Genomic DNA, 25,707 nt, shown 5'->3' with positions numbered 1-25,707 from the left:
CCTGCGAGGACGACGGGGATGAGGTCGGCCTCGCACGCCAGCCGTCGCACGGTGGCGGCGGAGATGGGTGTGCCGTCGGTGCCGAGGTAGCGGGCTGATCCGCCGCCTCCGCATTTCGGGCACCCGTCGTGCGGGTCGATGGCAGCCTCCGGCCCGGCCGTACCGGGTTCGGTGTTCGGTTGTGGGCGCTGCGCCGGTGTTCGGGGTGGTGGTATCCCGTCCCCGAGCGCTCCGGTGTCGGGTGATGGCCGTTTCGGCTTACCTGCTTGGGCTGTCCGGCCCTCTTCCTGGCCTGCTGCCTCCCGCTGTGTGGGTTCACCGGCCCGGCCGGGGTTCTTGGCCGCGCTCTTGGCGGCCCTTGTCTCGTTGGTTGTCTTGGGGGTTCCGTACTTGGGGTCGGTGCAGGGGCAGGTGCAGGGCCTGGGGCGGATGAGGGTGGCGGTGTCGTCGATGGTCCCCGCACCCGTGCCCTTCAGGAGCACGTCAAGGGGGATCGTGACCGCGACCTGGGGCGGCCTGCCGCCGCGAACCGGTGCGGTGGAGGCGGCCGCGAGCAGGCCGAGCGCCTCGGCGAACGCATCCCCTCGCCGCTGTTCGATGGGCCGGGTGTCGGGTTCTGGTCCTTTCTTGGGTTCGGCGAGGGGTTCGATGATCTTGCGGAGCAGTTCCATCTCCCACACCGGCAGCGTGATCTGCACCGACTCCGACTGCGGGATCCCGTTTGGCACGTACCGAAGGGAGCGTTTCTGTTCGGCCTTGCGGTCCTTACGCTCCAACTCCTCACCCAGCAGCCGCTCGGCCTCCTCCGGCGCGATCCGTTCCAGCAGGGACTCGCCCAGCCGGCGGAGCTCGTCGGGGTTGTGGGTCCGGGCGGCCTCGATCAGGAACTCCTCACCCCGGTCACGTTCATCGGCACCGACGTATTCGGGGAGTTTCTTGATCGCCTCGGCGATCACACCGGCCTGCCGGGCCGATACCACCCCCGCCGCCAGCGCCTCACCGGTCAGCCGGGCCTCCTTGTCCAAGACCCGGGCCAGCCCCACGGCGGCGGACGCTTCGCTTTGCGCGTACCGCTGCGCGGTACGCAGATACACCGTGGCGTTCGGCGAACCGGTCAGCTTCCCGATGTCACACGCTTCGCCCTGGCGGACCAGGGCCAGTTCCAGTGCTTCGAACCGGGCCTTCTTCGCCCGCGCCCTGGCGAGCACCAACCCGCACTCCTCCGCGGTCAAAGAGCCCTTCGGCGTCACCCACGCCTCGTCCAGGAACGGGTCGACCGAGTCGAGCGCAGCCAGGATCCGGTCGGCGGCACCGCCACCGGTCCAGGCGCCCCACTCACTCGAAGACATGATCGAATACTATCGGCCACCACCGACAACCCTTTCCCACAACGGATTTGGGCGCATGTCCAGGGAGCGGGAGACGGTAGACAGCATCGTCGGCGATAGCTGCCACGCCGAGGTGGACCGGCTCGCGCTCGGGCGCGAGGAGGCGCCTCGTACCGTAGTGCGGTTGGCACGCCAGACGACGCGACGAGGAAGACCTACCGTGCACGACCCCGCCACCGCCGGGATGCGAAACCGCCTACGCCGAGCGGCCGGAGCCGCACTACGCCGGGACGAGCCTGTCGTCTCGCAACGCCCGCGGCACTCGCCGTACCCCGTACGCACCGCCACCCACGTCGACGACCGCGACCTGCGGCACGCCCTGGACTTCCTGCTCCGGCTCGGTGAACTGCTGCTGAGAAGCGGCGCGGGCTCGGTCGACGTCGAGGCATCGATCGTGGCCAGCGCCACCGCGCTGGGGCTGGAGGACGTCGAGGCCTCGGTCACCTACACCCAGGTGCTCGTCTCGGTCGCGGTGGAGGGTTCGGGTGCGCCGCTGACCGACCTGCGGATCGTGCGGGTACGCGCGGTGGACCACAACCGGCTGGTCGCCCTGCACCAGTTGGTCCTCGGCCTCACCGAGGGGTCGCTCACTCCCGACGCCGCGTACCTTCGGTTGAACGCCGTCGTCCGCGCGCCGAAGCGCTATCCGCGCTGGGTGGTCAGCGGCGCCTGGGGAGGGCTCGCCGCCGCGGTGGCCGTTCAGCTCGGCGGCGGATGGCTGCTCGGCCTGGTCACCTTCTGCACCACGGTGGTCATCGACCGGCTGGGCCGCCGGCTGGCCCGGCGCAACCTCCCGGACTTCTACCTGAACTTCATCGGAGCCGCGCTGGTCACCTCCGTCGCCGTGGCGCTGACCGGCATGGGCGCGCCGGTGCAGCCCGGCCTGGTGGTGGCCGGCGGGGTGGTTCTGCTGTTGCCCGGTATCGCGCTGCTCGGCGCGGTGCAGGACGCGCTGACGGGGTTCATGGTGACGGCCTCCGCCCGGGCGATGGAGGTGGTGCTGTTGGCGGCCGGCATCACCGGCGGGGTCGCGGCCGCGCTGATCGTGGCCCGCCAGGTAGGCGTGGCGATGACGGTGGCGCCGCCCGCGCCGTTCACCCTGGCGGGGCTGCCGCCTCGGTTCCTCTCCGCGGGTGTGGTCGCCGCCGCGATGGCGGTCGGGTTGTACGCGTCCATGCGGCTGCTGCCGGCGGTGTTCCTGCTCGGTGGCTTCGGCTGGGTCGCCTATCTCGCACTGGACGAGGTGCTCTCCTCGCCCTCGATGGCTCGCGGGCTGGTCGCGGTGGTCATCGGCATGTGCGGGCAGGCGATCGCGTCCCGGCGGCGGCTGCCCGCCCTGGCGGTGGTGCTGCCGGCGATCGTGCCGATGCTGCCCGGTCTCACGATCTACTCCGCGATGCTGCAGATCACCCAGGGCGACAGCCGCGGCGGGATCTCCGGCCTGCTGCTGGCCGCCACCGAGTCGCTCGCCCTCGCGGCCGGAGCGATCCTCGGCGAGTTCCTTCTCCAGCCGCTGCGCCGGGGCCTGTCACGTTCGGAACGCAGGTACGCCGGACCGCGGCTGGTCGGCCCGGCCCGCGTACTCGTGCACCGTCCTCGCCGCGACCACCGTCCGCACCGCGACCTGCGTTCCCGGCGCGGACGTCGGTCCGGTGGCGCTCCCCGGGACCGCAGCGAGCACCGGGACTCGGTTGGAGCCGTCAGGTCCAGCTAGCGTCGGGCCGATAGGTTTCCGATAGGTACGCGCACGGGCACCTCCTCGCCTCCCGCCTTCGAAAGCGGTCGGCGTGGCTGCTCGGCCGGCCGGGAGTGCACGCACCGATCGTCGGGGCGACCAGGCAAGGTCACCTTGACGAGGCCCTCGCCGCACTCGACCTGGCGCTCCTGGCGAGGAGACGAAGTGCCTGGAGGAGCCGTACCGCCTGCGCGCGCCGTACGGCTACTCCTGCCCCAGCTACGATCCGCGCCTCGCTCTCCGGATCAGGAGCTCTCCTCGTCGAACCAGCGAGCCCGGTAGATCTGGGCGCCGGGAAGGACCTTCTCCTGCGTCCCGTCCGCCCCGACGAACAGGTCCACCGAATCCGTGCACCAGCTGCACGGGTTGCCGGCCTTCGGCGTCGTCTCCAGCACCGTGCCGGTGGCCGCATCCGTTCCCACGCTCTTGATGTTGAGCGCGTAAAGCTCACGTTGACGGGGGAAGCCGACGAATTTCCCCGTGGACTTCTGGAACTGGTGGACGCCGTAGACCGTGGTGAGCCACAGCCGGTCGGGGTCGCCGGGCACCGGGCCGAGGTCGTGGCCCCAGTTGGTCGGCAGGGTGTACGACGCCTGCTGGGTCAGGGTGGGCGCCGCCGGCGTACCGCCCACGGCGTACTTCACCAGCAGGTGGTCGCCGATCGCCCACAGCACCGTCAGCCGCGCGTCCCACCACACCTCGTGCGCACCGGGCAGCGCCGCCTCGACGAAGGTGCCCGAATGCCTGCCCTGGCTAGCGGTGTAGACGCGGATCCAGCTGCCGTTGCTGGCGGCCACCGCGATGTTGCCGTCGGGCAGGAGCTCGATGCCGTGCGGGTTGGGACTTCGCCCGACGTCGACCGACCACGCCACCGGGCCCTTGTCCGGGTAGGGCACGGAGGCGAGCAGTCCGTAGGAGTCGGTGACCAGGACGTACTGGCGGCCGTCGGCGCCCGTGCGCAGCCGGGCGTCGTCGGGCAGCCCCCAGGACGTGCTGGTGTCGCCGGTGTCGCTGTCGACTCCGGGTTGCCACGACCACAGGGTGGCGTTCGGGTTGGCCCAGCGCTTGGTGCTGTCCAGGACCACCACCCGGTCGCTGGCCTGTTCGGTGACGATGATGGGTGCGGGTCGGGTGCGGCCGGTTTCCGTGGCGGCGGTGGCAGGCCCGGCGACGGTGGCGGCCAGCAGACAGGCGGACACTCCGGCAAGGATGCCGCGGGTCACACGCATGCTCGTTCTCCTTCAGCGGTGGGGATTCGAGGTGCGGGTGCTGCGTTTGCTGCGTTCGGTGCGTTCGGGGCCGACCTGGTAGCGCGCGGTGGCGGCACCGGCCAGGTCGAGCAGGTGCCGGGCAGACTCGGCCCGCCGCTGCGCCACCCGCACGTACAGCGCGTCGGTGACGAACAGCTGCGCGTGCCGACCGGCGGTGCCGCGGTAGCGGTAGGTCGCCGTACGGGCGGTGGTGGCCAGCGTGACGTCGGCGCCGGCGGCCAGCGGGGACGCGGCACTGCTGGTGACGGCGGCCGTGGTCGCGCCGCGAGAACGAGCCAGGTCGAGGAGTTCGATCGCCTGCACGGCCCGGCCCGAGTGGCTGATCGCGATCGCCACGTCGTTCGGTCCCAACGTCACGGCGTACGCGGCGGCGGTGTGGACGTCGGCGGAGGTGAGCGTCGGAACGCCGATGCCGGTGAGCTGGGCGGCGAGGTAGTGCGCGACGTCCGCGCTTCCCCCGAACGCGAAGACCTGCACCTGTCCGGCCTCGGCCACGGCGCCGGCCAGCCGGTCGAGGTCGGCGGTGTCGAGCAGTTCTGCCGTACGCCTGATCGCGTGCACCGTCGACGACGCGAGCAGGGCCACTGTCGCGCCGGCATCGGCGTCGGCCGGGATGTCACCGCTCGGGTCCGCGTCCGGGTCACCGGGCCCGGCAACGCCACCCCGACCGGCTTCGCCCGCGAGCACCAGTCTGAGTTCGGTGTAGCCGGCGAGACCGAGCATCCGGCAGAAGCGGTTGACGCTGGCGGTGGAGGTGCCGGTGCGTTCGGCGAGTTCCTCGATCCCGATCCGGGCGACCAGGGCCGCGTCCTCGCCGATGACGTCGCCGATCCGGCGGGCAGCAGGGGTGAGCGTGTCGCGGATCGACGCGATCCGCTCCAGCAGCGTGGCGTCGACGTTCGCGCGCTTCGCCCCCGCCGAGCCCATGCGGGCAATATTTACATCGCGTACTCTGAGGCGTCAATCATTTCCAGAGCGCGGTCAGCGCCGCGCAGTGGCCGTCTCCGGCAACAGCCACGAGCCCAGCCACGTACCCAGCTATGGAGGATCTGGTGTCGTCAGCCGAGTTCGGCCCGCCGTCCACGTCCCCGTCCACCGCCGCCACCGCCCTGCTCGTCGACGTGGGCGGAGTGCTCCTGCTGCCCAACGCCGCTCTGCTGACCCCGGTGGTCGCCCGGCACGGCGGTGTCGCCACCGAGGAGGAGTTCCTGCGGGCGCACTACGCCGCCCACAACGCCGCGTTCCCCGCCCGGGGCCAACTGCGCGACTACTACGAACTGCTGCCAAGGTTCGCGGGCGTACCGGCAGAGCGGCTACCCGAGGCCGTCGAGGACTATCGCGCGGTCTCCCGTACGCGGAACATGTGGCACGCGCCCGACGCCGCCTCCAAGGCGGCACTCGCGGAGTTCACGGCCGAAGGTGTGCGCGTGGCGATCGTGTCGCAGGCGGACGGGCGGATCGCCCGGATGCTGCGCGAGGCCGCGATGTGCCAGGAGGGCGAGGGCCCGGGCGTCACCGTGGACGCGGTGCTGGACAGCGCGATCGTCGGCTACGACAAGCCCGACCCGCGCTTCTTCCGGGCCGCGCTGGATGCGGTCGGCGTCCCCTGCGAGCGGGCCGTTCACGTCGGCGACACGGTGCCGGCGGACGTCCGCGGCGCCCAGGCCGCGGACATCCTGGCCGTGCACTACGACCCGTACGGCGACTGCGACGACCCCGGCGACCACGAGCACGTACGCACCCTCGCCGAGGTTCGGGCCTTCCTTCCGGCCCCGGTCAGAACAGACCCTACGTACTCGTCGCGCGCCGCTGGTTGAACCTGCGGGCGGCCGACCGCCCCATCGTGGTGAGGCTCCGGAGCACCCGGGAGTTCGTCCGCTCGTGCGCCCGGTGGCCGGGCTCGATGCCCGCCAGCGCCGGATCGGCGGGCGGGCCGGGCAGCAGCGGCCGGACCAGGCCGAGCAACCTGCTGGTCGTCCCCGGCATCAACCCGGCCACCCTCGCGCCGATGATCGCGGCAGGGGTGAGGGTGACTTCGGCTCGCGTGGTCGCGCACCCCCGGGCAGTGTCGTGCGTCAGCCTCACAGGTCGCGCACAGCACAGGGCGCCCGGAAGGCCGGCCGAGGCCGGCGCTTCACGAGCGCCCTGTGTGGTTAGGAGTGACAGCCGGGAGTACGCGTGGACTCCGTCGGCGTGTCCGCCCGGTGGGGTCGTTCAGCGAACGGCTTCTGCACGGCGCCGGCGGCGACGGGCAGGTCCACGGCCGTTGCCGTTGCCTGCCGAGGTGTCGTCCGACTCATCGTCCGACTCATCGTCCGGCTCGTCGTCCGACTCCCCGTCCGACTCATCGTCGAACCCGTCCTCGTCGTCCTCGTCGTACGCGCCGTCGTCGTCCGGCTCATCGTCCGGATCGTCTTCGGCGTCCTCGTCGTCGAGTTCGTCGTCGAACCCGTCTTCGCCCTCTTCGTCGAAGTCGTCGGAGTCCTCGTCGTCGCGGGCTTCGTCCGCGTCGTCCTCGTCCTCGTCCTCGTCGTCCCGACGTTCGTCCAACCACTGCCTGTCCCGCGTGGCGTAATCGTCCTCGCGACGGTAGTCGTCATCCTCGTCGGGCTCACGGACCACTTCGCCGTCGCGGATCTCACCACGCCACGACCCGGAGGCCTCGCCCTGGATCGTCACGAACCGGCGGAAGTGCTTGAGGTCCAGGCGGACCCGGCGGCCGAACGCCCGCCAGATGTTCGCCGTCTTCTCGAACAGCCCCTTGGGGTAGTACTCCATGACGAGCAGGAGCATCGTCAGGTCGTCGGCCAGCGGGTGGAAGGTCACGACTCCCTTGGTCGTGCCCTTCGCACCTTCGGTCGTCCAGGCGATCTTGCGGTCCGGAATCTGCTCGGTGACCCGGGCACTCCAGCTCCGCTTGGACCACCAGACCTTGCCGCGCCAGTTGCTCTCCACCTCATCCTTGGCGTCGACGCCCTCGACGCCCTTCATGAACGAGCCGAACTCCTGGAACTGCGACCACTGGTCGTACACCACCGAGACCGGAGCACCGATCTCGATGTCCTCGATGATGTTGATCAGCTTGGGTCCGGATCGACCACCGCCGAACAGGCCCTTGACCTTGTTCTTCAGGCCCTGGCCGAGCGCGCTCATCCCGGCCCGCAACGGCGACTTGCCCTCGAGCAGCGCCTTGACCCCCGCCGTCATCGCGGTGGGGTTCCCGGCCTGATCCTCGAGCTTCTCGGTCAACCCACCGAGCTTGCCGCCGACCTTGTCGACAAGCTCCGACCCGCGGGCGGCGGCATACTCCTTCGCCTCGTCGGCAAGGCGTTCGACGGCAGGACTCTTCATCAAAGCCTTGCCTACGTCCCCCAGGAGGGAGCTCTTCTCGGAAGCCACCCCGCTCTCCTTTCTCAGCCCCGCGACCGAGACTGCCGGCCGGAGCCGGAGCCCTGACGGCGGGAGCCCGACGAACGGGTCCTGCTGCTCGCGGCCCGGCGGGGCGCGTCCGAACTCGGGCGCCTACGGCGCGGCTTCTCCTGCGAGGAGTCGTCCCCACGGCTTTCCCGGGGGCGACGGCGGGGGCGCTCCTTGCGCTCGGCAGCGGGCTGCTCGGAGTCCTCGGTGTCGTCAGCGTCCTCGTCGTCCGCCTCGTCCGTGGGCTCGTCGTCGCCGGCCTCGGCTTCCTCGGGCTCGTCCTCGTCGCCCTGGTCGTCGGCGCGGTCGTCCGCCTCGTCGTCGTACTCGTCGTCGTAGTCGTCGTCGAGTTCGTCGTCGGCGCCCTCGGTGGCCTCGCCGGCCTTGTCCTTGAGCTTGGAGGACTTGTCCGTCAGGGAACTCGTGCGGGACTGCAGGCCGTCGGACAGCCGGGTCAGCTGCGACTCCAGCGTCGCCAGCGCCGCCTTGCGGCCGGCCTCGGCGACCGGGCCGCGCAGCTGGTCGCCGAGCTGGGTGATCTGCGGGGTGCTCGCAAGCTTGAGCACGCCCTCACGGACGAGCTCACGCGGCTGGAGGCCGAGTTCCTTGCCCGCGAGCCACAAAGCCAGGCTCAGCGCTGCCTTGCCCTTCTTCGTACGTCCGAGGAGGTATCCCCCGGCGACCGCGACAGCGATCTTGGTCCTGTCATCCACGGTGTTCTCCTCTCGATGACGGCGAAAGACCCGGCCTCGTCACCGCAGTCACCCGCGGCGAAGGCCTTCCGACCGTTTGAGTCTCACCAGCCCCAGCGGGACTGCTGAGCCTGCGCTGTGGTCGACGCGCCGGCCAGACCGATCGCGTCGAAGCTGTAGAGCGGCAGCGGTCCGACGTACTCGAGCTCGGCCAGCCCGTCCACTTCGGTGGTGAGCGTCCTGACCGCCTCGTCCAGCTCGTCCAGCCGCTCCCGGCGAACGAGGAGGGCCACCTGCTCCCAGCCCTCCTCCGACGAACTGATCGACTTCGAGTCCTCGGTGAGTTCGCCCAGCCTCCCGACCCAGGCGGCGACGAGCTGAGCTCGCTGCTCGGTGAGCCGCTGGGCGACCATCTGCCCGACCTCGATGCGTTCCGACATCTCACTGCCCGGGCCGCCGCGGCCGACCGCCGCGCGCAGCTCGGGGTCCTCACTGAACAGCCGCTGGACGGCCGCGTCGGTGAGGGTGAACGTGAGCCGGAGCTCCACCAGGTCGGCCGTCGCCTCCAGGGCCCGGGCGAACTCCTCCGCCGCGGGCGCGAGCACCTCCGAGCGCACCGCGTCCACGTCGGGCGCGACCGTTCCGAAGCGGAGCGGCAGGACGGGTCCGCCGCGCACCAGCTCCACCAGAGCGTCGAGGAACTTCACCGCGTCGTCCTCGGTCAGCTCGTCCTCGCCGGCGACCTCACGGGCCAGGACCGCCAGGTCGCCGTCCTCGACGAGCTGGTACTCCTCGTCCGCGAGCTCACCCTGCTCGTCGATCTCCCGGCCGGCCGGGACCACTCCGTGCAACAACAACATGTCAGGACTCCTGCGGCTGCCGGCTGGGACGCCGCGTCCGCGGCGCGCTTCGGCTCGACGAAGGCCGCCGACGGGTGGTGGAGCGCTCGCGGCCGGAGTCGTCGTCCTCGTCCTCGTCGTCGTCATCGTCGGAGGAGAACGACTCCTTGATTCCGCTGATCGCGCCCTTGGCCTTGCTGCCGGAGGAGTTGCCGTCCCCGGTCACCTCCCGGACCAGGCCCGGAAGTCCCGCCACCTGGTCCTCCTGCTGACCGAGGTCCAGCCGGTTGACCGCCTCGGCGAACCGGAGGTAGGTGTCCACGCTCGCGATCACGATCCGGGCGTCGATGGTGAGAATCTCGATCCCCACGAGCGCCACCCGGACGTAGGCGTCGATGACGATGCCCTTGTCGAGGATCACCTCGAGGACATCGGCAAGACTGCTCGGCCGGGGCGCACGGTTGATTCCCTGCGTCGCTACAGCTGCCATGGCGAGTTGTGCCTCCCTGTGGTGTCGAGCCGTTCGTGTTCGTCGAGCAGGTCGTCGACGTCGACCGGAAGCCGGAGTCCTTCGCGTTCGACTCCGAAGATCTCCCGGAGCTCGGCGAACTTGTCTTCCAGTTCGAGCAGCGCCTCCCCCAGGCGTTCGATTTCCTCGTCGTCGAGGCTTCCGCCGTCCATCCTCCGGATCGCCTGGCGCTCCAGGAGGTCGCGGACGAGTTCGAGCAGAGCCACGACGAGTTGTCCGAGTCCCCTACCGAGGTCCTCGGCGTTCGCGTCGATGCGAGGGGTGCGCCGCAGGTCCGGCAGCCGCGGCAGGTGTGCCGGTCCGGTCATCGCGCTCCCCTCCCCTCGAAGTTGGTGCGGTGCATCTCGTTGGCCGTCTCCAGCCCGATCAGCAACAACCGGAGGTTCAGCTGGATCAGGTCGATACCGGCCAGGGAGATGATGATGTCGCCGGACACCACCACGCCGCGGTCCACGACGCGGTCCAGCAGGTCCACCAGGCTGGTGCCCCCGCCCGATCCAGTGACGAGCGTGCGGTTAGCCATCGGCCGCCGCCTGCGATCCGATGGTCACCTGCGCGAAGCTGTACGGCGGCCAGGGGCCGGTCAGCTCGACCCGCACTCCTCCGGCCTCCAGGTCGGCGGCGTACTTCTCGGCCACCTCGCGGAAGGCGTCAGTCGCGGAGGTGGGCACCAGGTAGGTGGCGTTCAGCAGCAGGCCGGTGGCACCGCCCGTTGACAGCCGGGTGGCGTCACTGGCGTGCTCGGCCAGCCCGCGGTAGACCTCATCGCCGGCCTGACGTACGGCGTGGCGTTGCTCCTGACTGGCCCGCAACGCCTCCCTTCGCGCCTGCAGGTAGTCCCGTCCGGAAGGTCGCGCAGCCCGGGCGCGCTCACGCTCGGCGTTCTCGTCGGGTGCCTCACCCTCACGGCGCAGCCGCACACCCCACTCCTCGTGGCCGGCCAGCCGGGCGAGCAGGTCGCGGATCTCGGTGGAACGTTCCGCCAGCAGGCGGCGGGCGGCATCCTCGTCGCCGACCACTGTCGCGAGGCGCAACGGCAATGCGGGCGTCTGCTCGAAGACGGCGCGGATCACGGTGTCGTGGTCCATCGCCATCCGGGCGAGCCGACCGTCCTCGGTGACCTCCTCCTCGCGAACGTCCAACGCCGCAAGGGGAACGTCGGCGACGACGGCCGCGAGATCGCCGTGGTCCACCAGCCGGGGGCTGCCGCCGCCGGCAAAGCCGGGCAGCCCGGACAGGTCGACCGCCGTGGAACCGACGATGGCGAAGAGGTAGAGGCCGCGAGCGTCGCCCGCCGTCATCAGCGATCCTCCTCCTGCTGGGCTTGTCGTCCGGACCCGTTCGACTGCTCGGACTGCTCCGGGAGCTCACGGTCGGCGATTGCCCGCTCGAGGCGTTCGATGCGTTGCTTGAGTTGGTCGTTCTCCGCTTCCAGCTCCGCGGGTGCGCGCTTGCCCTCGACCTGGTCGTTCTTCCCGCCTCCGCCGTTCGACTGCGAGGTGAAGAACTCGTCGCGAGTCCACCAGTCCATGCCCATCTCCTGGGCGGTCTGGGCCGAGGCGACGAACAACCGCAGCTTCAGCGACAACAGCTCGATGTCCAGAATGTTCACAACGATGTCGCCGGCGATGACGACACCCTTGTCCAGAACGCGTTCCAGGACGTCGGCGAGCGTGTCCGGGCGAGGGTTGCGGCTGGTGATCGACTGGGTCATGACGGGTCCACCGAACCACGCACATAACGGCGCAGGCGTTCGTAGCCGTCCAGCTCACCGTCGGAGGTGACGTCGAGCCGGTAGGTGGCGATCACCGTCGTCGTGGAAGGGATGCGCTCGAGTTCGACCACGTCGACGAGCAGCGACCAGCCGTCACCTTCGCGGCGCACACCACTCACACCGTCGGCCTGCTTGCCGGTGAGTTCACCGAACTGCTGCACGGCCCCACGGATGACCTTGGCCATGCTCGGCTTCTTCTTGGCGCGGGGCGCCCGCTCCCGGGATTGGTCGGCGTCTGCTTGCTGTCGCTCGGTCATAAGTCCCCAGCGGATATGGGTCAGGTCAGGTATTTCGTGTTCGAACTCGGTCGCCCCCCGGTGACGCCTTCGCGACGCTACCGCATCGGTTGCGTTGTGTCGCGCGAGGTGATTTGGCCTTCCAGGCAACGAATGACTGTGCGTAGGTGCACCAGACCTGTCCGTACCCGGTCACGCCCATACATTCCGAATGTCCGGGTTCGGCGGCGGCCCGGTCGCAGATATCCGCTCGCGAGTTCGCCAGGGAGATCTGGCAACCGTCATGGCCGACTTGACGCAATTGACCGGTGTCGATAGCAAGAGATCACCGAACCGGGCGGGAGGAAGCAGGATGCGCGACCAGCAGAACGCGAACACCCACGGTGAGGCCGCGGATCCCGCCGAGATCCAGGCTCAGGTCGACCAGGCCCGCGAGCGGCTACGTGGAACCATCGACGAGATTGGGACCAAGATGAACGTACGAGCGATGGCCCAGGAGAAGTCCGCCAAACTGACCGGACGCGTGCGCTCCGGTGCCACCGGCGCTTCCAAGGTGACCCTGGACAAGGCGAAGAGCCTGTCCGCGACGGCGCGCACCGACGGCCCGAAGCAACTGCGCAGGGCCGGCACCCAGGTTGCCGCGACCGCGCGCTCCCGCAACGGCAGGACCGTCGCGGTGGCGGTCCCGGTGGCGCTGGTCTCGCTGCTTCTGCTGCGCCGGATCAGGAAGCACTGACGCCGCCCCGCGGACGAGAGAGATCCATGACGAACAACGCCGTTCCGTACGTCCAGCAGGTGGCTCGCGGTGTCCGCGACACCGCCGCCCGCGCGGTCACCGTTCTGGCCGTGACCGGTTCCGTACCTGCCGCCGTCTACTCCCGCTCGGCAGCGGCCGGCGGCATGGTGCGGGACCGGGTGGCGCGGTTGCTCAGTCACCTCGGCGCCGTGTCCGTCCCGGCGTCCTGGTCGGCCGCCACCCGAAGTGAGCACGCCGACCTGTTGCGCGGATCGCGGGATCGCAAGCCCCGTTAGCCATTCGCCCGCCGCCGATCTCGGACGTGCTGGTGCGCAGGTTGGCCGTCACTGCTCGTCAACGATCTGACGACAGCGTGCGACGACCCCGAACCATGCGCCTGAGGCTGTGCGTCGGAGGCGACGTGCGGGGGCAGGGACTCCCCGGTCGTGTCCCGGGGCAACGTACGCACGCCGTCCGGTCGGTGGTCACGCCGCGTCCGGCCGGGCGACGCCGAGGTTCTCGCCATCCACCGGGCCGCGCTGGTGGGGGCCCAGCGGCACGGCCGGATCCCGCACGCGCTCACCGAAGCGTTCGTCCGGCTCGCGCCGCAACGCGTCTGGGCCCGGGACGGTCGCCGCCTGGGCGGACTGGACACCGCCCGACATCCCGTCCACGCACGAAGAACCTGACCCTCGCTGACCGGTCGCGGACGAAGTCGTGCCCCCCGCTGATCGCGAGGGGCACGACTTCGTTCACCGGAACGCGGTGTGGCTCACCGCAGGGTGCTCACGCAGAGGTGGTCGACTTCCGGGCACGACGCGGGGAGCGACGGCCTTCACTCGAACGGCCGTTGCGCTCGCCGTCCGAGCTCCGCTCCGAGCGCTGGCGAGAGCCCTCACGGGAGCTCGGCCGACGCCTGCGTGCGGGCCTCTCGGCCGGCTCCTCCGAGCTGTGCCCGGACTCGTCGGCCTGCTCGTCGTCCTCGTCGGACTCGGCGTTCGGCTCCTCCGAGCTGTCGCCGGACTCGCTGTCGGAACGCCTCCGCGGGCGCTTCCGCGCCCCTTCGCGCGAGCTCGGGCGACGCCTGCGTGGCCTCTCGGCCGGCTCCTCCGAGGCGTCACCGGACTCGTCGGCCTGCTCGTCGTCCTCGTCGGACTCGTCGCTCAGCTGGTCCGAGCTGTCCTCGGACTCGTCGTTCGGCTCCTCCGAGCTGTCGCCGGACTCGTCGGCCTGCTCGTCGTCCTCGTCGGACTCGTCGCTCGGCTCATCGGTGTCCGCCGTGTCCTCGGGCTCACCTTCGTCGTCGCCCAGGTCGGCGTCCTCCGCCTCGTCCGAAGGCTCGTCGTCCTCGTCGGACTCGTCGCCCTCCTCGTCAAGGTCGCCGTCCTCGTCATCGGCCTCGTCGTCGAAGTCGTCGTCCTCGTCATCGAAGTCGTCGTCTTCGTCGTCGAAGTCGTCATCGTCGTCGGAGAGCCTGTTCGGCGGACGGAAGTCGTCCTCGCGACGGTAGTCGTCGTTCTCGTCGGGCTCGCGAACGACCTCGCCGTCACGGATCTCACCGCGCCACGACCCGGAGGCCTCGCCCTGGGTGGTGACGAACCGGCGGAAGTGCTTGAGGTCGAGGCGGACCCGGCGGCCGAACGCCCGCCAGATGTTCGCCGTCTTCTCCATGAACCCCTTGGGGTAGTACTCGACGACCACGAGGATCTTGGTGAGGTCGTCGGCCAGGGGGTGGAAGGTGACCGTGCCCTTCGTCGTGCCCTTGGCCCCGTCGGTCGTCCAGGAGATCTTGCGGTCCGGAATCTGCTCGGTGACCCGGGCGCTCCAGCTGCGGGTGGACCACCAGACCTTGCCGCGCCAGTTGCTCTCCACCTCGTCCTTGGCGTCGACTCCCCGAACGCCCTTCATGAACGAGCCGAACTCCTGGAACTGCGTCCACTGGTCGTAGGCCACCGACACCGGCACACCGACGTTGATGTCCTCGATGATGTTGGTCATCTTCGGACCGGACCGCCCCTTGCCGCGGCCCTTCTTCTCGCCGCCGCCGTCCTCCCCGTCGCCGTCGCCGTCTTCGCCGTCGTCGTCATCGTCGCCCTTGCCCACAAGCGACTTGGCCTTGTCCTTCAGGCCGGACCCCAGGGAGGCGAGGCGGCCGGGCTGGGAGCCGTCGCCGTCTTCCTGGCCGTCGCCGTCGCCGCCGTCCTCGCCGTTCTTGTTCTTGCGGGCGTTGGGGTTCTCGGCGTGGTCCTCCAGCCGCTGGGTGACCCCCTCGAGCCGGCCACCGATGGACTGGACGAAGTCCGATCCCCTGGCTACGGCGAAGTCACGTGCCTCCTGCTTGAGGCGATCCCCCACAGGGCCCTTCAGCAGTGACGACCCGACATCGGTCAACACCGACTTTCCATTGCCTGCCATCTGCTCTCCTCTCCTTACCGACCGATACGCGTGGACCTACGTCCAGAGCTGGAGTACGGCTCTAGGACGCGGACGCTGCCTTCTTCGCCCCGCGGAGGGACGAGGCAGCCTTCTTCGCGCCACCGGTCGATGCGGTCTTCTTGGCACCGGCGCGGGAGGATGCGGCCTTCTTCGCCCCGCCGGCCGATGTCGACTTCTTCGCGGCCGAGCGCGATGCGGCCTTCTTCGCCCCACCCGGCGAAGCAGCCTTCTTCGCACCGCCACCAGAGGACGCGGCCTTCTTGGCCCCACCCCGTGCAGAGGTCGTCTTCTTCGCCGCACCGTCGGAAGCTGCGGCCTTCTTAGCCCCACCACGAGACGATGCGGCCCTCTTCGCACCACCGTCAACGGACGCGGCCTTCTTCGCGCCGCCCCGTGCGGAGGTCGTCTTCTTCGCCGCACCGTCGGAAGCTGCGGCCTTCTTGGCCCCACCTCGGGCGGAGGTCGTCTTCTTCGCCGCACCGCCCTCAGCCGACGCCGCCTTCTTCACACCACCGTCAACGGACGCGGCCTTCTTCGCGCCGCCCCGTGCAGAGGTCGTCTTCTTCGCCGCACCGTCGGAAGCTGCGGCCTTCTTGGCCCCACCTCGGGCGGAGGTCGTCTTCTTCGCCGCACCGCCCTCAGCCGACGCCGCCTTCTTCGCGCCACCCCGTGCGGAGGTCGTCTTCTTGGCGGCACCGCTGTCGGCAGATGCCGCCTTCTTGGCGCCGCGCCGAGCGGAGGTCGTCTTCTTCGCGCCCTCACCCGAAGAGGCGGCCTTCTTGGCCCCACCCCGTGCAGAGGTCGTCTTCTTCGCCGCACCGTCGTCAGCCGACGCGGCCTTCTTGGCACCGCCCCGAGCGGAGGTCGTCTTCTTCGCACCCTCACCCGTAGAGGCAGCCTTCTTCGCCCCGCCCGACGATGCGGCCTTCCTGGCCCCACCTCGGGCGGAGGTCGTCTTCTTCGCGGCACCGTCGGAAGACGCGGCCTTCTTCGCACCGCCACCAGTGGCGGACTTCCGCGACCTACGGCCAGAAGCCTTCTTCGCCGGGAGATCCGAAGTCTTACCGACCTCCTCGGCACCGGCTCCGAGGGCGGAGTCGGTCACTTCGTCAGACCTTGAGTCCCGGTCGGAGTCCTCGGAGTCGGAGTTGTCCTCGTCCTCCTCGCCTTCGCGGTCTCCGGTCTGGTCAGTGGACCCGTCGTCCGAGTGGTCGTCGGACTTCCCTGCCGCCGGCTCATCGGCGGCGTCATCACGATCCGAGTCGTCATCCGGCTCGTCATCCGAGGCGTCTCGAGCTTCGGCGTCCTCGTCGGCGGCGTCACCATCGACCCTGTCGGCAGGCTCGCCTTCGGACCCCTCGTCCTCCTCCGGCTCGTCGAGCTCGGACTCGTCGTCGTCGTCCTCACGATCCGGCCCACTGGACTCGCCATCCGGGCCGTCGCCATCCAGGTCGTCCCCACCAGGCTGGTCTGAGTCGTCGGAGTCATCATCCGTTTCCGGCTCGTCCGGCTCGTCGATGTCGGCCTCGTCAGCTACGTCGTCGCGATTCGAGTCGCCGTCGCCGTCCTCGGCGTCGCCAGCGTCGCCGTCCTCGTCGGGCACGTCGTCCTCGGACTCGTCGTCGGAAGTTTCCCGATCCGAGACGTCAGCTGAATCCTCGGCCTCATCAGCCTGGTCCTGGGGCTCGTCTTCGTACTCGTCCTCAGCCTCGTCGTCGTACTCGTCCTCGGGCTGGTCGTCGTACTCGTCCTCAGCCTCGTCGTCGTACTCATCCTCAGGCTGGTCGTCGGCGGGCTCGTCGTCCTCAGCCTCGCCACCCTCAGCCTCGTCCTCCTCAGCCTCGTCGTCGTACTCATCCTCAGGCTGGTCGTCGGCAGGCTCGTCCTCCTCAGCCTCGTCGTCGTACTCATCCTCAAGCTGGTCGTTCGCGGCCTCGTCGGCTACGTCGGCTCCACCCGACTCGCCATCGCCGTCGTCAGGCTCATCTTCGTACTCGTCGTCGACGTCATCCCCGTCGTCCGACTCGTCAGCGGGCTCGTCCTCATCGTCCGACTCGTCGTCGTACTCATCGTCGAAGTCATCTTCGTCGTCGTCCGACTCATCGTCATCGGACTCGTCGTCGTCGGCATCGGCATCGGCATCGGCATTGTCGACGGCATCTTCGTCGTACTCGTCGTCGAAGTCATCTTCGTCGTCGTCCGACTCGTCGTCGTACTCGTCGTCGAACTCGTCGTCGAACTCGTCCTCGTCGTCGGGCTCGTCCGACCCCTCCGCGTCGTCGTACTCGTCCTCGTCGGCCTCGACGTCCGCTTCTTCGGCCTTGCTCCCACGACCCGGCCGCAGCCGGCCGGTCAGGCCCGACGCCCTGCCCGCGAGGCCGGCGCCACGCTTCCCCGCCTTCGAACCCGCCGAGGCCGCCTTGCCGGTCGCCTCGGTCGCCGTGTCCGCAGCGTCATTCGCCGTGTCCGTCGCATCCGATGCGGCACCTGACGCGCGGTCGGTCACGTTCGAAGCGGCGTCCGTCGCGGTGCCGGCCGCCTTGTCGGACACCTTCGACGCACGACTGGTGATGTCGGCCGTGCGCTGGTTCAGGTTGTCCGACAGGCTGTTCAGCCGGGACTCGAGGGTGGCCAGCGCGGCCTTGCGGCCCGCGGCCAGCAGCGGTCCTCGCAGCTGTGCGCCGATCTCGCCGACCTGCTGTGTCTGGGCGAGCTTCAGTAGTCCTTCGCGTACGAGCTCGCGGGGCTCGACCCCGAGCTGACGCCCGGCGAGCCACAGAGCGAAACTGGCCGCGGCCTTGCCCTTCTTGGTTCGACCGAGGAGGTAACCTCCTGCGATCGCCGCGCCGATCTTGGCTCTGTCGTCCACTGCTTCTCCTTCCGAGAAATGTCCTGTGACTGGGCGCGGCGGCACGACCCCCCGGCGTGCGACCCGTCAGCCGTTGTCGTCGCTGCGACGGGAACGCGATCCCGAGCTGGACGAACGCTTGCGTGGCGTGCTCGACTTCTTCTCGTCGTCGTCACCGGTGAAGGAAGAGATCACTTCCTTGGCGGTGTCCTTCACGCCCGACAGCGCGCCCTTCGTCACGTGCTTGGCCCCACCCTCGGTGACCTCGCGGATCAGCCCGGGAACACCCGCGACCTGCCCGTTGGGCTGCATGTCGAGCCGGTTGACCGCCTCGGCGAAGCGGAGGTAGGTGTCCACACTCGCGATCACGATGCGTGCGTCGATGGTGAGGAGTTCGATGCCCACCACCGCCACCCGGACATAGGCGTCGATGACGATGCCCTTGTCGAGGATGACTTCGAGCACGTCGGCGAGACTGCTCGGCCGAGGTGCCCGGTTGATGCCCTGCGTCGCTGCTGCCATTGGGTCCCTCCACGTGTTCGTCTCGCTACGTACTGGTCAGGGGTGGTTGCGTCTGCGGCCTGCCCCGTGTGACCGGCGGACGAAGCTGAGGTGAAGGAATGTCGCGGGCGCGCGACCAAGACGGGCGGTGACGACGCGTCACGCCGCGTCCGCCGTGCCGCGAACATCAGCGGAACATCGCGTGGCGCTACTCGCAACCTGGGTGACGTCACACCTCGGCCGACTCCGGGCTGCTCCGGACCCAACGGGCCGTCGGGCCTGTGTCTGCTCGCTCATCACCACTACCAGGTTTCGGGCGCAGGTTGTCAGGTCGTCGTGCACATGATCCCTTCCGGGATCTGGCGACCATAACGCATACGCCGCACTGTGTCGCGTGGGCGAAAATCGGCGCCGTGCCGAAGGAGGCGGTACGCCTTGCCGGCCAGGGCAGATGCGAGAAACGAACGGAGTACGACGTCGCGCGGTTCGGCCCGTCGCCACTGGCCCGAGCAGCCGCAACCCGACGCCGCCGTCAAGACCTCCTTGACAGTCAGGTACCGACTGGTGGCTTACGGCAGCAAGGTCAGGGGGATCAGCCGAACACGACAGACGAGACATACGGGTCGAACGCCCGAAAACCGGCACAGTACATCGAGGAACTCAGCGGCTCTGCCGGCCTACTGCCTGGTGGTGTGTTCGGGGCACCGGTCGGCAGGCGGAGGCTCTCCGGGACCGTCGTACTCCCAGCCGGTTTGGAGTGGCCCGAGTCGGACAGCGCGACGGGGAGGGTACGACGCGAACGTTTGCGGCGGCTCGCTCCGGGCATCCGAACCTGACCGACGGCGGCCCGCCATGGGGCGCCGGCCCAGCCGGAAAGGTGGACGCGTGAAGGCAGCGGTGTGGCACGGTAAACGAGACGTCCGCGTCGACGAGGTTCCCGATCCGGTCATCAAGGAACCCACCGACGCGATCATCCGGACGACGACGACCGCCATCTGCGGTTCCGACCTACATCTGTACGAAGTGCTCACGCCGTTCATGACCGAGGGCGACATCCTCGGCCACGAGCCGATCGGCATCGTGGAGGAGGTCGGCGAGCAGGTCACCCACATCAGGCCGGGCGACCGGGTGGTGATCCCGTTCAACATCTCCTGTGGCCACTGCTACATGTGCGAGCGGAATCTGCAGAGCCAGTGCGAGACGACGCAGGTACGCGACCATGACAAGGGTGCCGCGTTCTTCGGCTACACCAAGCTGTACGGCCAGGTGCCCGGCGGCCAGGCGGAGTACCTCCGCGTACCCCAGGCGCACTACGGGCCGATCAAGGTCCCGGAGGGCCCCTCCGACGAGCGCTTCGTCTACCTCTCCGACGTGCTGCCGACCGCCTGGCAGGCGGTGGCGTACGGCGACGTGAAGCCGGGCGCGACGGTCGCGGTACTAGGGCTCGGGCCGATCGGGCAGATGTCGGCCCGCATCGCCGCACACCGGGGCGCGCGCAAGGTCATCGGCGTCGACCTCGTGCCGGAGCGTCTCGCGCTGGCGAAGAAGTACGGCATCGAGACCGTCGAACTGAGCAAGGGCAACGTCGGCGACGCGCTCCGGGACCTCACCGATGGCCGGGGCGCGGACACGGTCATCGACGCGGTGGGCATGGAGGCGCACGGCGCTCCCCTGGGCAAGGCCGCGCACCAGCTCGTGGGGATGCTCCCGAAGCCGATCGCCGCGATGATGACCGAACGCGGCGGTGTCGACCGGCTCTCCGCGCTGCACGCCGCGATCGACGCGGTCCGGCGAGGCGGGACGATCTCGGTGAGCGGCGTGTACGGCGGCATGGTCGACCCGATGCCGATGATGCAGATGTTCGACAAGCAGCTCAACATCCGGATGGGGCAGGCGAACGTCAAGAGCTGGGTGGACGACCTGATGCCCCTGGTGACCGGGGACGACGACCCGCTCGGCGTGGAGGACCTTGCCACCCACCGGCTCCCGCTCAGCGAGGCGCCGGAGGCGTACAAGATGTTCCAGCACAAGGAGGACGGCGCCGTCAAGGTCCTGTTGACGCCGTAGGCAGGCAGGTCGGAGCAGGACAGGGGACACGCCCGGCGGGTCGCGGCATGGAGCCGTGACCCGCCGCCCCGTTTCCCGCCGGCGCCCCTTCCGGTCGGCGCCGTTTTCGTCCGGCCGTTTCTCAGGCAGTGAGTTGTTCGGCGATGGACTTCAGCGTCGCCAGGGTCCGCCGGTGCAGGCCCCCGCCGAAGGTGATGCGGGTGGCGCCCATCCGGCCGAGCTCCCGCGGTGGCGGGCCGTCGGGCCGGCCGATCGCGTTGACCGGCAGGCCGATCCCGTCGGCGATCGCTCGCAGGTGCTCCGGCGGGGCGAGGATGGGATACACCGCGTCGGCGCCCGCCACTGCATACTGCTTGCCGCGTTCGACGGTACGGTCCGGTGAGGCGTCACCGTCGCGCACGTACGTGTCGATGCGGGCGTTCACGAACAGGTCGTCACCGGCCGCGGCGCGCACAGCGGCGAGGAAGTCGGCCTGCCGCTTCGGTTCCACCAGCGCCCCGGTCGCCGGGTCGGAGTCCTCCAGGTTGACGCCGACCGCTCCGGCGTCGAGAACCCGCTCGACGAGCTCGGCGGGCGGGAGCCCGTACCCCGCCTCGACGTCGGCGGACACCGGGACGTCCACCGCACGGGTGATCCGGGCGATCGCCGCGAACATCTCCGCCGGTGGCGTGCCCTGCCCGTCGGCGTATCCGAGCGAGGCCGCGATGGCCATGCTCGGCGTGGCGAGCGCGGGAAAGCCGGCGTCGACGAACGTCTTCGCACTGGCCACGTCCCACGGTCCTGGCAGGATCAGCGGGTCCCCGGGCGCCCGGCCGTGGTGGAGTGCCCGGAAGGTGTCGACGGACATCAGTGCTGACCCGAGAACTGCCCGGGTGTGTAGCTGCCGGCCTCGGCTCGGGTGGCGACGTTCAGGCGGTTGAACGTGTTGATCACCGCGATCGTCGCGATCAACTGGGCGAGTTCGGTCTCGTCGAAGCTCTTGGCGGCCCTCTCGTACACCTCGTCGGGCACAAAGCCGTCGGTCAGCACGGTGATCGCCTCGGTCAGCGCCAGCGCCGCCCGCTCCTTCTCGCTGAAGAAGTTGTCCGCCTCCTCGAACGCCGCCACGAGCGCGATCCGGTCGTCGGTCTCCCCGGCGGCACGGGCGTCCTTGGTGTGCATGTCGATGCAGTACGCGCAGCGGTTGATCTGCGACGCACGCAACTCCACGAGGTGTGCGAGTTTCGGGTCCAGGCCCTTGGAGGCCTCACCGGCGAGCCTGACCATCAGGGGAAGGATCTTCGGCGCGTGCTGGTACACGTTGATTCGCTGTGTCATGGCCTCAACGCTACGACCGGATCAGCCCAGGGATATGGTCCATTTCCATGGCGGAATCGTGGGCCACTTCGCTGGACCTCCACCTTGATCTCGCGCACCGGGGGCGCGGGCTGGGCGCCGCGCTCACCCGGGAACTGCGCGAGGCCGTCCGCGGCGGCCGGCTGGCGCCCGGGACCCGGCTGCCGTCCTCGCGTGCACTGGCCTCCGACCTGGGAATCGCCCGCAACACTGTGGCCGACGCCTACGCCGAACTCGTCGCCGAGGGCTGGCTGACCGCGCGCCAAGGCTCCGGCACCGTGGTCGCCGAACGCGCCCGGTCGCGGCCGACGAGAACGCGCACCGTGCCCGATCCGACCCATCCGCTGCTGCCGGGGACGACCTACAACCTGATGCCCGGCTCGTCGGACCTGTCGGCCTTTCCCCGGACGGCCTGGGTCGCCGCGACCCGCCGGGCGCTGACGGCCGCGCCCAGTGAGGCGTTCGGCTACCAGGCGACGTCGGGCCGGCCGGAGCTGCGCAGGGCGCTCGCCGACTACCTCGCCCGGGTGCGCGGGGTGTACGCCGACCCGTCCCGGATCCTGGTGTGCGCCGGCACCATGCACGGCCTGTCCCTGCTGGCCGGGGTGCTCCGAGCACAGGGCGTGCGGCGGGTCGCGGTCGAGGCGTACGGCCTGCCCGAACACCGCTCCCGACTGACCGAAGCCGGGCTGCGGCTGACCTCTCTGCCCCACGACGAGGCCGGCGCCGACCCGGCCCCGCTGCCCGAGCTCGGCGTACAGGCCGCACTGCTGACACCTGCGCACCACTTCCCCACCGGCGGGTCGCTGTCGCCGGAGCGGCGCGCGCAGGTGATCGACTGGGCGCGGGCCGAAGGCGCCGTGATCCTGGAGGACGACTACGACGGCGAGTTCCGCTACGACCGCCAGCCGGTGGGCGCGCTGCAGGGGCTGGATCCCGAGCACGTGGTGTACATGGGTACGGCCAGCAAGAGTCTCGCGCCCGGTCTGCGGCTGGGTTGGATGGTGCTGCCCGAACGGCTCGTCGCCACCGCGTACGAACTCGGCCAGTTCCGCTGGCAGGTCTCCACGGTGGAGCAGTTGACCCTTGCGGAGTTCATCTCCTCCGGCGACTTCGACCGGCACGTGCGGGCGATGCGGACCCGCTACCGGCGCCGCCGCGACCGCCTGGTCGCCGCACTTGCCCAGGCCGTGCCGCACGTCCGGGTCAGCGGGATCGCCGCCGGGCTGCACGTCCTGCTGGAGGTTCCGGCGGGTACGGAGGAGCAGGTGGTCGCCAGAGCCCGGCGGGACGGACTCGGGGTGGCCGGGCTCGCTCCGCTGACGTTCGGTACGCCGAAGCCGGCCCGGCACGCGATCATCGTGGGGTACGGCACGCCGCCGGACCACCTCTTTCCCGGGACGGTCGCGGCACTGTGCCGGGCGCTCGCCCAACCGGACGAACGACGGAAGAGCCGCCGCTGTTAGGACCTGGCGGGCCCGGTGGGCTCGCCGAGCGCCCGCCGGGCGAGCAGGGTGGCACCGGCCACCGCTGCCGGGGTGAACACCACCGCGCCGAGCGGGATCAGGAACGCCACGAACACCGCGACACCGAAGCCCGCGGTCACCGGCCGGATCGCGCGCAGCGCCCGCCGGCGTTCGGCGAGCCCCAGCCCCCGCCTTTCGAACGGCGTACCGACCAGTTCCACCGCGAGCAGCCAGCCGCCGAGAAGCGCACCGACGACCGGCACCACCGTCTGTCCCACCACCGGCAGGAAGCCCGCCCCGAACAACGGGATCCCGACCAGGGCCGACGCGGCGAGTAGACGGGAGGAGTCGGTGACACCGCGCCGTAGCGACCGGGCCCAGCCGACCTCGACCGGGTCCGCCACGCCGCCGTACCGATCCTCGACGCGCTCGGAGATCCGCTCGTAGAACGGGCCGCCGATCGCCAGCGTGACCGCCGTGAACGCGAGGACCCCGATCAGCGCCGCCAGGCCGAGCAACGCCAGCCCGGCCGCGAACCTCGCGAACGTACGCGCTCCACCGGACCAGTCGTCGGCGAACGGGGTGAGCGACGCGGCCACGTCACCGGCGAAGTAGGCGAGGGTGACGAACGCACCGAGGAACAGCACGCCGGTGATGAGCGCGGGCACGACGCCGAGCGCCGCGAGCCGGGGGTTCGCGGCGTACATGCGCACACCGCGAAACAGCAGGCCCACCCCCGCGAGGAAACCGCCGGGATAGCTGACCGCCGATGCCGGAGCCGAACGCGTACTCACGATCGGTGAGTCTAGGGGGGCGCGGGACAGACTTCCGGACGCGTTCGGGCGGGCCCCCGGGCAACTCCCGGCCACGACTGCCGATTGGTTGGCCGTGGAGGGGGTAGCCGGTAGCCATGGCCTTCGACCCCACCCACCTCTCCAGCACCGCCAACCCCGCCGGCGCCGCCAACCCCGCCGCCGCGTCGCAGTCGGTCGGTGAACTGTTCTTCGTCGGCAACGCGACGGTGCTGCTGAAGTACGGCCCGTTCACTCTGCTCACCGACCCGAACTTCCTGCACCGCGGTCAGCGCGCCTACCTCGGCCACGGGCTCACCAGCAGGAGGTTGACCGACCCGGCGCTGCGCATCGACCAGTTGCCTCCTCTGGACGCGGTGGTGCTGTCCCACCTCCACGGAGACCACTGGGACCGGGTGGCCCGCCGCAATCTCGACTCCGGCCTGCCGATCGTCACCACACCGCACGCTTCGCGTCGGCTGCAGGGACTGCACGGGTTCCGGCGCGCGGTGGGGCTGCGCACCTGGGAGCAGCACAGCATGACCAAGGGCGGCGCGGTGCTCCGCATCACGTCCACGCCCGGTCGGCACGCGCCAGGGCCGGTTCGCTACCTGCTCCCTCCGGTGATGGGTAGCGTGCTCGAGCTCGCCACGGCCGATGGAGAGGTGCGTCACCGGCTCTACATCACCGGCGACACGCTGATGTACCCGGCGCTGGAGGAGATCGCCCGGCGCTTCCCGGACACCGACCTCGCGTTGCTCCATCTCGGCGGTACGACCCTGCCCGGCGGGATGGTGGTGACCATGGACGGCCGGCAGGGTGCCGAGCTGCTCGCCACCATGTCCCCGCGTCGCGCGGTGCCGATCCACTACGACGACTACGACGTGATGCGTTCGCCGCTGTCGGACTTCCGTACGGAGGTCGAGCGGCGTGGGCTGGCCGATCGGGTCAGTTACGTCGGCCGCGGGGAGTCCCTTGCGCTGTGACGTTCGCCGTGACGCCTGCCGTGACGCCTGCCGTGACGTCGGATCAGACGGTCAGTACGTCTCTTCCTCGCCGGGCCGCCGGTCGTCGTCGTGGACGACCACGCGGCTAGGGCTGTCACCACCGGCGAGCTTGCGGGCGTCGGCGAGGGCCGAGTCGCGGTCGGCGTGGTAAGCGACAACCTCGTCACCGCGCTTGACGTGGAACGCGCCGCCGGCGGGGAGCACTGAGTACGTCACGGTCTCGGGCGTGGTGCCCGACGTCGTCCGTGCGGTCGTCTCCTGCTCGGTCTGACGCGTCTCGCTCACCTGTTGCGCGGCTTCCCCCGCACTGGCCCAGGCCTGGGCCAGCCCGGAGTGGGTCTCCTGGGGCACGTCGGGTCGCTCGGGCAGCTCGCTCATGTGCCCAAACTATCCCCGGAACGGCTCAGATGCCGTCCGCCCCTGCAGGTGCCGACGCGACGGCGATTTCCGCGGCCCGGCGGGCTCGACCTGGAACGCTGCTCCCACCTCGTCCCAGCGCCGCGCCAGCTCCTGCAGGTCGCGCATCGCCGGCAGATCGTCCGACGGTCGGTCCGACGGCTCGTACGGCGGTTCGTCCAGCGCGTCGGCGATCTGCGGAAGGGACAGTCCGAGACTGCGCAACGCCCGGGTGCGGTACAA

29 protein-coding genes are annotated in these 25,707 nt (G+C 70.2%); 7 read left to right on the top strand and 22 right to left on the bottom strand.

All coding sequences use genetic code 11. The features are described from left to right. Nucleotides 1-1,349 (bottom strand): DUF222 domain-containing protein (locus tag ABZV93_RS25615; protein WP_354940738.1); only part of this gene is annotated, 1,349 nt, incomplete at its 3' end. A 199-nt stretch (nt 1,350-1,548) separates the two neighbouring features. Here ABZV93_RS25615 and ABZV93_RS25610 point away from each other — a divergent pair. Further along, nucleotides 1,549-3,102 carry a threonine/serine exporter family protein gene (locus tag ABZV93_RS25610; RefSeq protein ID WP_354940735.1) on the top strand — a complete coding sequence of 518 codons (1,554 nt, stop codon included), beginning with the start codon at nt 1,549-1,551 and terminating at the stop codon, nt 3,100-3,102. Nucleotides 3,103-3,368: 266 nt separating this feature from the next. On the opposite strand, the gene ABZV93_RS25605 is transcribed toward ABZV93_RS25610, so the two are convergent. Together ABZV93_RS25605 and ABZV93_RS25600 are read right to left on the bottom strand one after the other, a co-directional pair. After that, nucleotides 3,369-4,352 (bottom strand): DUF6528 family protein, encoded by a 984-nt coding sequence (locus ABZV93_RS25605; RefSeq protein ID WP_354940732.1) that lies wholly within the window; start codon nt 4,350-4,352, stop codon nt 3,369-3,371. A 12-nt stretch (nt 4,353-4,364) separates the two neighbouring features. Further along, entirely contained in the window at nt 4,365-5,321 is a 957-nt protein-coding gene (locus tag ABZV93_RS25600) for a MurR/RpiR family transcriptional regulator (protein WP_354940729.1), read from the bottom strand. A 125-nt stretch (nt 5,322-5,446) separates the two neighbouring features. Here ABZV93_RS25600 and ABZV93_RS25595 point away from each other — a divergent pair, with 125 nt between their 5' ends. Beyond that, complete coding sequence (locus ABZV93_RS25595; protein WP_354940726.1) at nt 5,447-6,211, top strand: HAD family hydrolase; 765 nt, start codon at nt 5,447-5,449, stop codon at nt 6,209-6,211. Here ABZV93_RS25595 and ABZV93_RS25590 read toward each other — a convergent pair. From ABZV93_RS25590 to ABZV93_RS25545, 10 genes are all read right to left on the bottom strand, one after another. After that, nucleotides 6,183-6,380 carry a hypothetical protein gene (locus ABZV93_RS25590; RefSeq protein ID WP_354940723.1) on the bottom strand — a complete coding sequence of 66 codons (198 nt, stop codon included), beginning with the start codon at nt 6,378-6,380 and terminating at the stop codon, nt 6,183-6,185. The two genes, ABZV93_RS25595 and ABZV93_RS25590, sit on opposite strands and share 29 nt — an antisense overlap. 228 nt (nt 6,381-6,608) lie before the next feature. Further along, a complete protein-coding gene (locus tag ABZV93_RS25585) occupies nt 6,609-7,793 on the bottom strand; it encodes an SRPBCC family protein (protein WP_354940721.1) in 1,185 nt (394 codons plus the stop codon). Nucleotides 7,794-7,807: 14 nt separating this feature from the next. Next, on the bottom strand, nt 7,808-8,524 hold the full coding sequence (locus tag ABZV93_RS25580; protein WP_354940718.1) for a hypothetical protein: 717 nt from the start codon (nt 8,522-8,524) through the stop codon (nt 7,808-7,810). Between the two features lie 83 nt (nt 8,525-8,607). After that, nucleotides 8,608-9,363, bottom strand: coding sequence for a GvpL/GvpF family gas vesicle protein (locus ABZV93_RS25575; RefSeq protein ID WP_354940715.1), 756 nt, complete (start codon nt 9,361-9,363; stop codon nt 8,608-8,610). 1 nt (nt 9,364) lies between these two features. After that, nucleotides 9,365-9,832, bottom strand: a complete 468-nt coding sequence (gene gvpJ, locus ABZV93_RS25570; protein WP_354940712.1) for a gas vesicle protein GvpJ — start codon at nt 9,830-9,832, stop codon at nt 9,365-9,367. After that, nucleotides 9,820-10,179 carry a gas vesicle protein K gene (locus ABZV93_RS25565; RefSeq protein WP_354940709.1) on the bottom strand — a complete coding sequence of 120 codons (360 nt, stop codon included), beginning with the start codon at nt 10,177-10,179 and terminating at the stop codon, nt 9,820-9,822. Before ABZV93_RS25565 ends, gvpJ (ABZV93_RS25570) begins: the two co-directional genes overlap by 13 nt. Then, on the bottom strand, nt 10,176-10,394 hold the full coding sequence (gene gvpJ, locus ABZV93_RS25560; RefSeq protein WP_092882614.1) for a gas vesicle protein GvpJ: 219 nt from the start codon (nt 10,392-10,394) through the stop codon (nt 10,176-10,178). Before gvpJ (ABZV93_RS25560) ends, ABZV93_RS25565 begins: the two co-directional genes overlap by 4 nt. Beyond that, nucleotides 10,387-11,172 carry a GvpL/GvpF family gas vesicle protein gene (locus ABZV93_RS25555; protein ID WP_354940706.1) on the bottom strand — a complete coding sequence of 262 codons (786 nt, stop codon included), beginning with the start codon at nt 11,170-11,172 and terminating at the stop codon, nt 10,387-10,389. Before ABZV93_RS25555 ends, gvpJ (ABZV93_RS25560) begins: the two co-directional genes overlap by 8 nt. Beyond that, nucleotides 11,172-11,585, bottom strand: coding sequence for a gas vesicle protein (locus ABZV93_RS25550; protein ID WP_354940703.1), 414 nt, complete (start codon nt 11,583-11,585; stop codon nt 11,172-11,174). Before ABZV93_RS25550 ends, ABZV93_RS25555 begins: the two co-directional genes overlap by 1 nt. Continuing rightward, nucleotides 11,582-11,902 (bottom strand): gas vesicle protein, encoded by a 321-nt coding sequence (locus ABZV93_RS25545; RefSeq protein WP_354940700.1) that lies wholly within the window; start codon nt 11,900-11,902, stop codon nt 11,582-11,584. Before ABZV93_RS25545 ends, ABZV93_RS25550 begins: the two co-directional genes overlap by 4 nt. Nucleotides 11,903-12,233: 331 nt before the next feature. On the opposite strand from ABZV93_RS25545, the gene ABZV93_RS25540 reads away from it, so the two are divergent. Both ABZV93_RS25540 and ABZV93_RS25535 read left to right on the top strand, forming a co-directional pair. Beyond that, entirely contained in the window at nt 12,234-12,617 is a 384-nt protein-coding gene (locus tag ABZV93_RS25540; RefSeq protein WP_354940697.1) for a DUF3618 domain-containing protein, read from the top strand. 26 nt (nt 12,618-12,643) lie between these two features. Beyond that, nucleotides 12,644-12,913: a hypothetical protein gene (locus ABZV93_RS25535; protein ID WP_354940694.1), complete on the top strand. Its 270-nt coding sequence runs from the start codon at nt 12,644-12,646 to the stop codon at nt 12,911-12,913. A gap of 189 nt (nt 12,914-13,102) precedes the next feature. On the opposite strand, the gene ABZV93_RS25530 is transcribed toward ABZV93_RS25535, so the two are convergent. The 4 genes from ABZV93_RS25530 to ABZV93_RS25515 all read right to left on the bottom strand — a co-directional run bounded on the left by ABZV93_RS25530 (nt 13,103) and on the right by ABZV93_RS25515 (nt 18,423). Then, nucleotides 13,103-13,291, bottom strand: a complete 189-nt coding sequence (locus ABZV93_RS25530) for a hypothetical protein (protein ID WP_354940691.1) — start codon at nt 13,289-13,291, stop codon at nt 13,103-13,105. A gap of 112 nt (nt 13,292-13,403) precedes the next feature. Continuing rightward, nucleotides 13,404-15,032, bottom strand: coding sequence for an SRPBCC family protein (locus ABZV93_RS25525; protein WP_354940688.1), 1,629 nt, complete (start codon nt 15,030-15,032; stop codon nt 13,404-13,406). Between the two features lie 61 nt (nt 15,033-15,093). Then, a complete protein-coding gene (locus tag ABZV93_RS25520) occupies nt 15,094-17,922 on the bottom strand; it encodes a hypothetical protein (protein WP_354940686.1) in 2,829 nt (942 codons plus the stop codon). Between the two features lie 66 nt (nt 17,923-17,988). After that, nucleotides 17,989-18,423 (bottom strand): gas vesicle structural protein GvpA, encoded by a 435-nt coding sequence (locus tag ABZV93_RS25515; protein WP_354940683.1) that lies wholly within the window; start codon nt 18,421-18,423, stop codon nt 17,989-17,991. Nucleotides 18,424-19,287: 864 nt separating this feature from the next. Between ABZV93_RS25515 and ABZV93_RS25510 the strand changes: the two genes are divergently transcribed. After that, entirely contained in the window at nt 19,288-20,469 is a 1,182-nt protein-coding gene (locus ABZV93_RS25510) for a zinc-dependent alcohol dehydrogenase (protein WP_354940680.1), read from the top strand. Nucleotides 20,470-20,590: 121 nt separating this feature from the next. Here the strand turns inward: ABZV93_RS25510 and ABZV93_RS25505 are convergent, their stop codons facing one another. Beyond that, the gene (locus ABZV93_RS25505) at nt 20,591-21,316 is read right to left on the bottom strand and encodes an isocitrate lyase/phosphoenolpyruvate mutase family protein (RefSeq protein WP_354940677.1); all 726 of its coding nucleotides are present in this window, start codon (nt 21,314-21,316) and stop codon (nt 20,591-20,593) included. Further along, nucleotides 21,316-21,786: a carboxymuconolactone decarboxylase family protein gene (locus ABZV93_RS25500; protein ID WP_354940674.1), complete on the bottom strand. Its 471-nt coding sequence runs from the start codon at nt 21,784-21,786 to the stop codon at nt 21,316-21,318. Before ABZV93_RS25500 ends, ABZV93_RS25505 begins: the two co-directional genes overlap by 1 nt. Before the next feature lie 47 nt (nt 21,787-21,833). Here ABZV93_RS25500 and ABZV93_RS25495 point away from each other — a divergent pair, with 47 nt between their 5' ends. Further along, a complete protein-coding gene (locus tag ABZV93_RS25495; protein WP_354940671.1) occupies nt 21,834-23,270 on the top strand; it encodes a PLP-dependent aminotransferase family protein in 1,437 nt (478 codons plus the stop codon). On the opposite strand, the gene ABZV93_RS25490 is transcribed toward ABZV93_RS25495, so the two are convergent. After that, on the bottom strand, nt 23,267-24,064 hold the full coding sequence (locus ABZV93_RS25490) for an EI24 domain-containing protein (protein ID WP_354940669.1): 798 nt from the start codon (nt 24,062-24,064) through the stop codon (nt 23,267-23,269). The genes ABZV93_RS25495 and ABZV93_RS25490 overlap by 4 nt on opposite strands. A gap of 116 nt (nt 24,065-24,180) precedes the next feature. Here ABZV93_RS25490 and ABZV93_RS25485 point away from each other — a divergent pair, with 116 nt between their 5' ends. Further along, nucleotides 24,181-25,047 carry an MBL fold metallo-hydrolase gene (locus tag ABZV93_RS25485; protein WP_354940666.1) on the top strand — a complete coding sequence of 289 codons (867 nt, stop codon included), beginning with the start codon at nt 24,181-24,183 and terminating at the stop codon, nt 25,045-25,047. A gap of 51 nt (nt 25,048-25,098) precedes the next feature. Here ABZV93_RS25485 and ABZV93_RS25480 read toward each other — a convergent pair whose 3' ends face one another. Together ABZV93_RS25480 and ABZV93_RS25475 are read right to left on the bottom strand one after the other, a co-directional pair. Continuing rightward, complete coding sequence (locus ABZV93_RS25480) at nt 25,099-25,446, bottom strand: DUF2188 domain-containing protein (protein WP_354940663.1); 348 nt, start codon at nt 25,444-25,446, stop codon at nt 25,099-25,101. Nucleotides 25,447-25,455: 9 nt separating this feature from the next. Further along, nucleotides 25,456-25,689: a hypothetical protein gene (locus ABZV93_RS25475; protein ID WP_354940661.1), complete on the bottom strand. Its 234-nt coding sequence runs from the start codon at nt 25,687-25,689 to the stop codon at nt 25,456-25,458. Between the last annotated feature and the right edge of the window lie 18 nt (nt 25,690-25,707).

The organism is Actinopolymorpha sp. NPDC004070 (assembly GCF_040610475.1).
In the GTDB taxonomy this organism is placed as follows: domain Bacteria; phylum Actinomycetota; class Actinomycetes; order Propionibacteriales; family Actinopolymorphaceae; genus Actinopolymorpha.
Note: the sequence above shows the minus strand (reverse complement) of the source record. Positions and strands in the feature narration are given on the sequence as shown.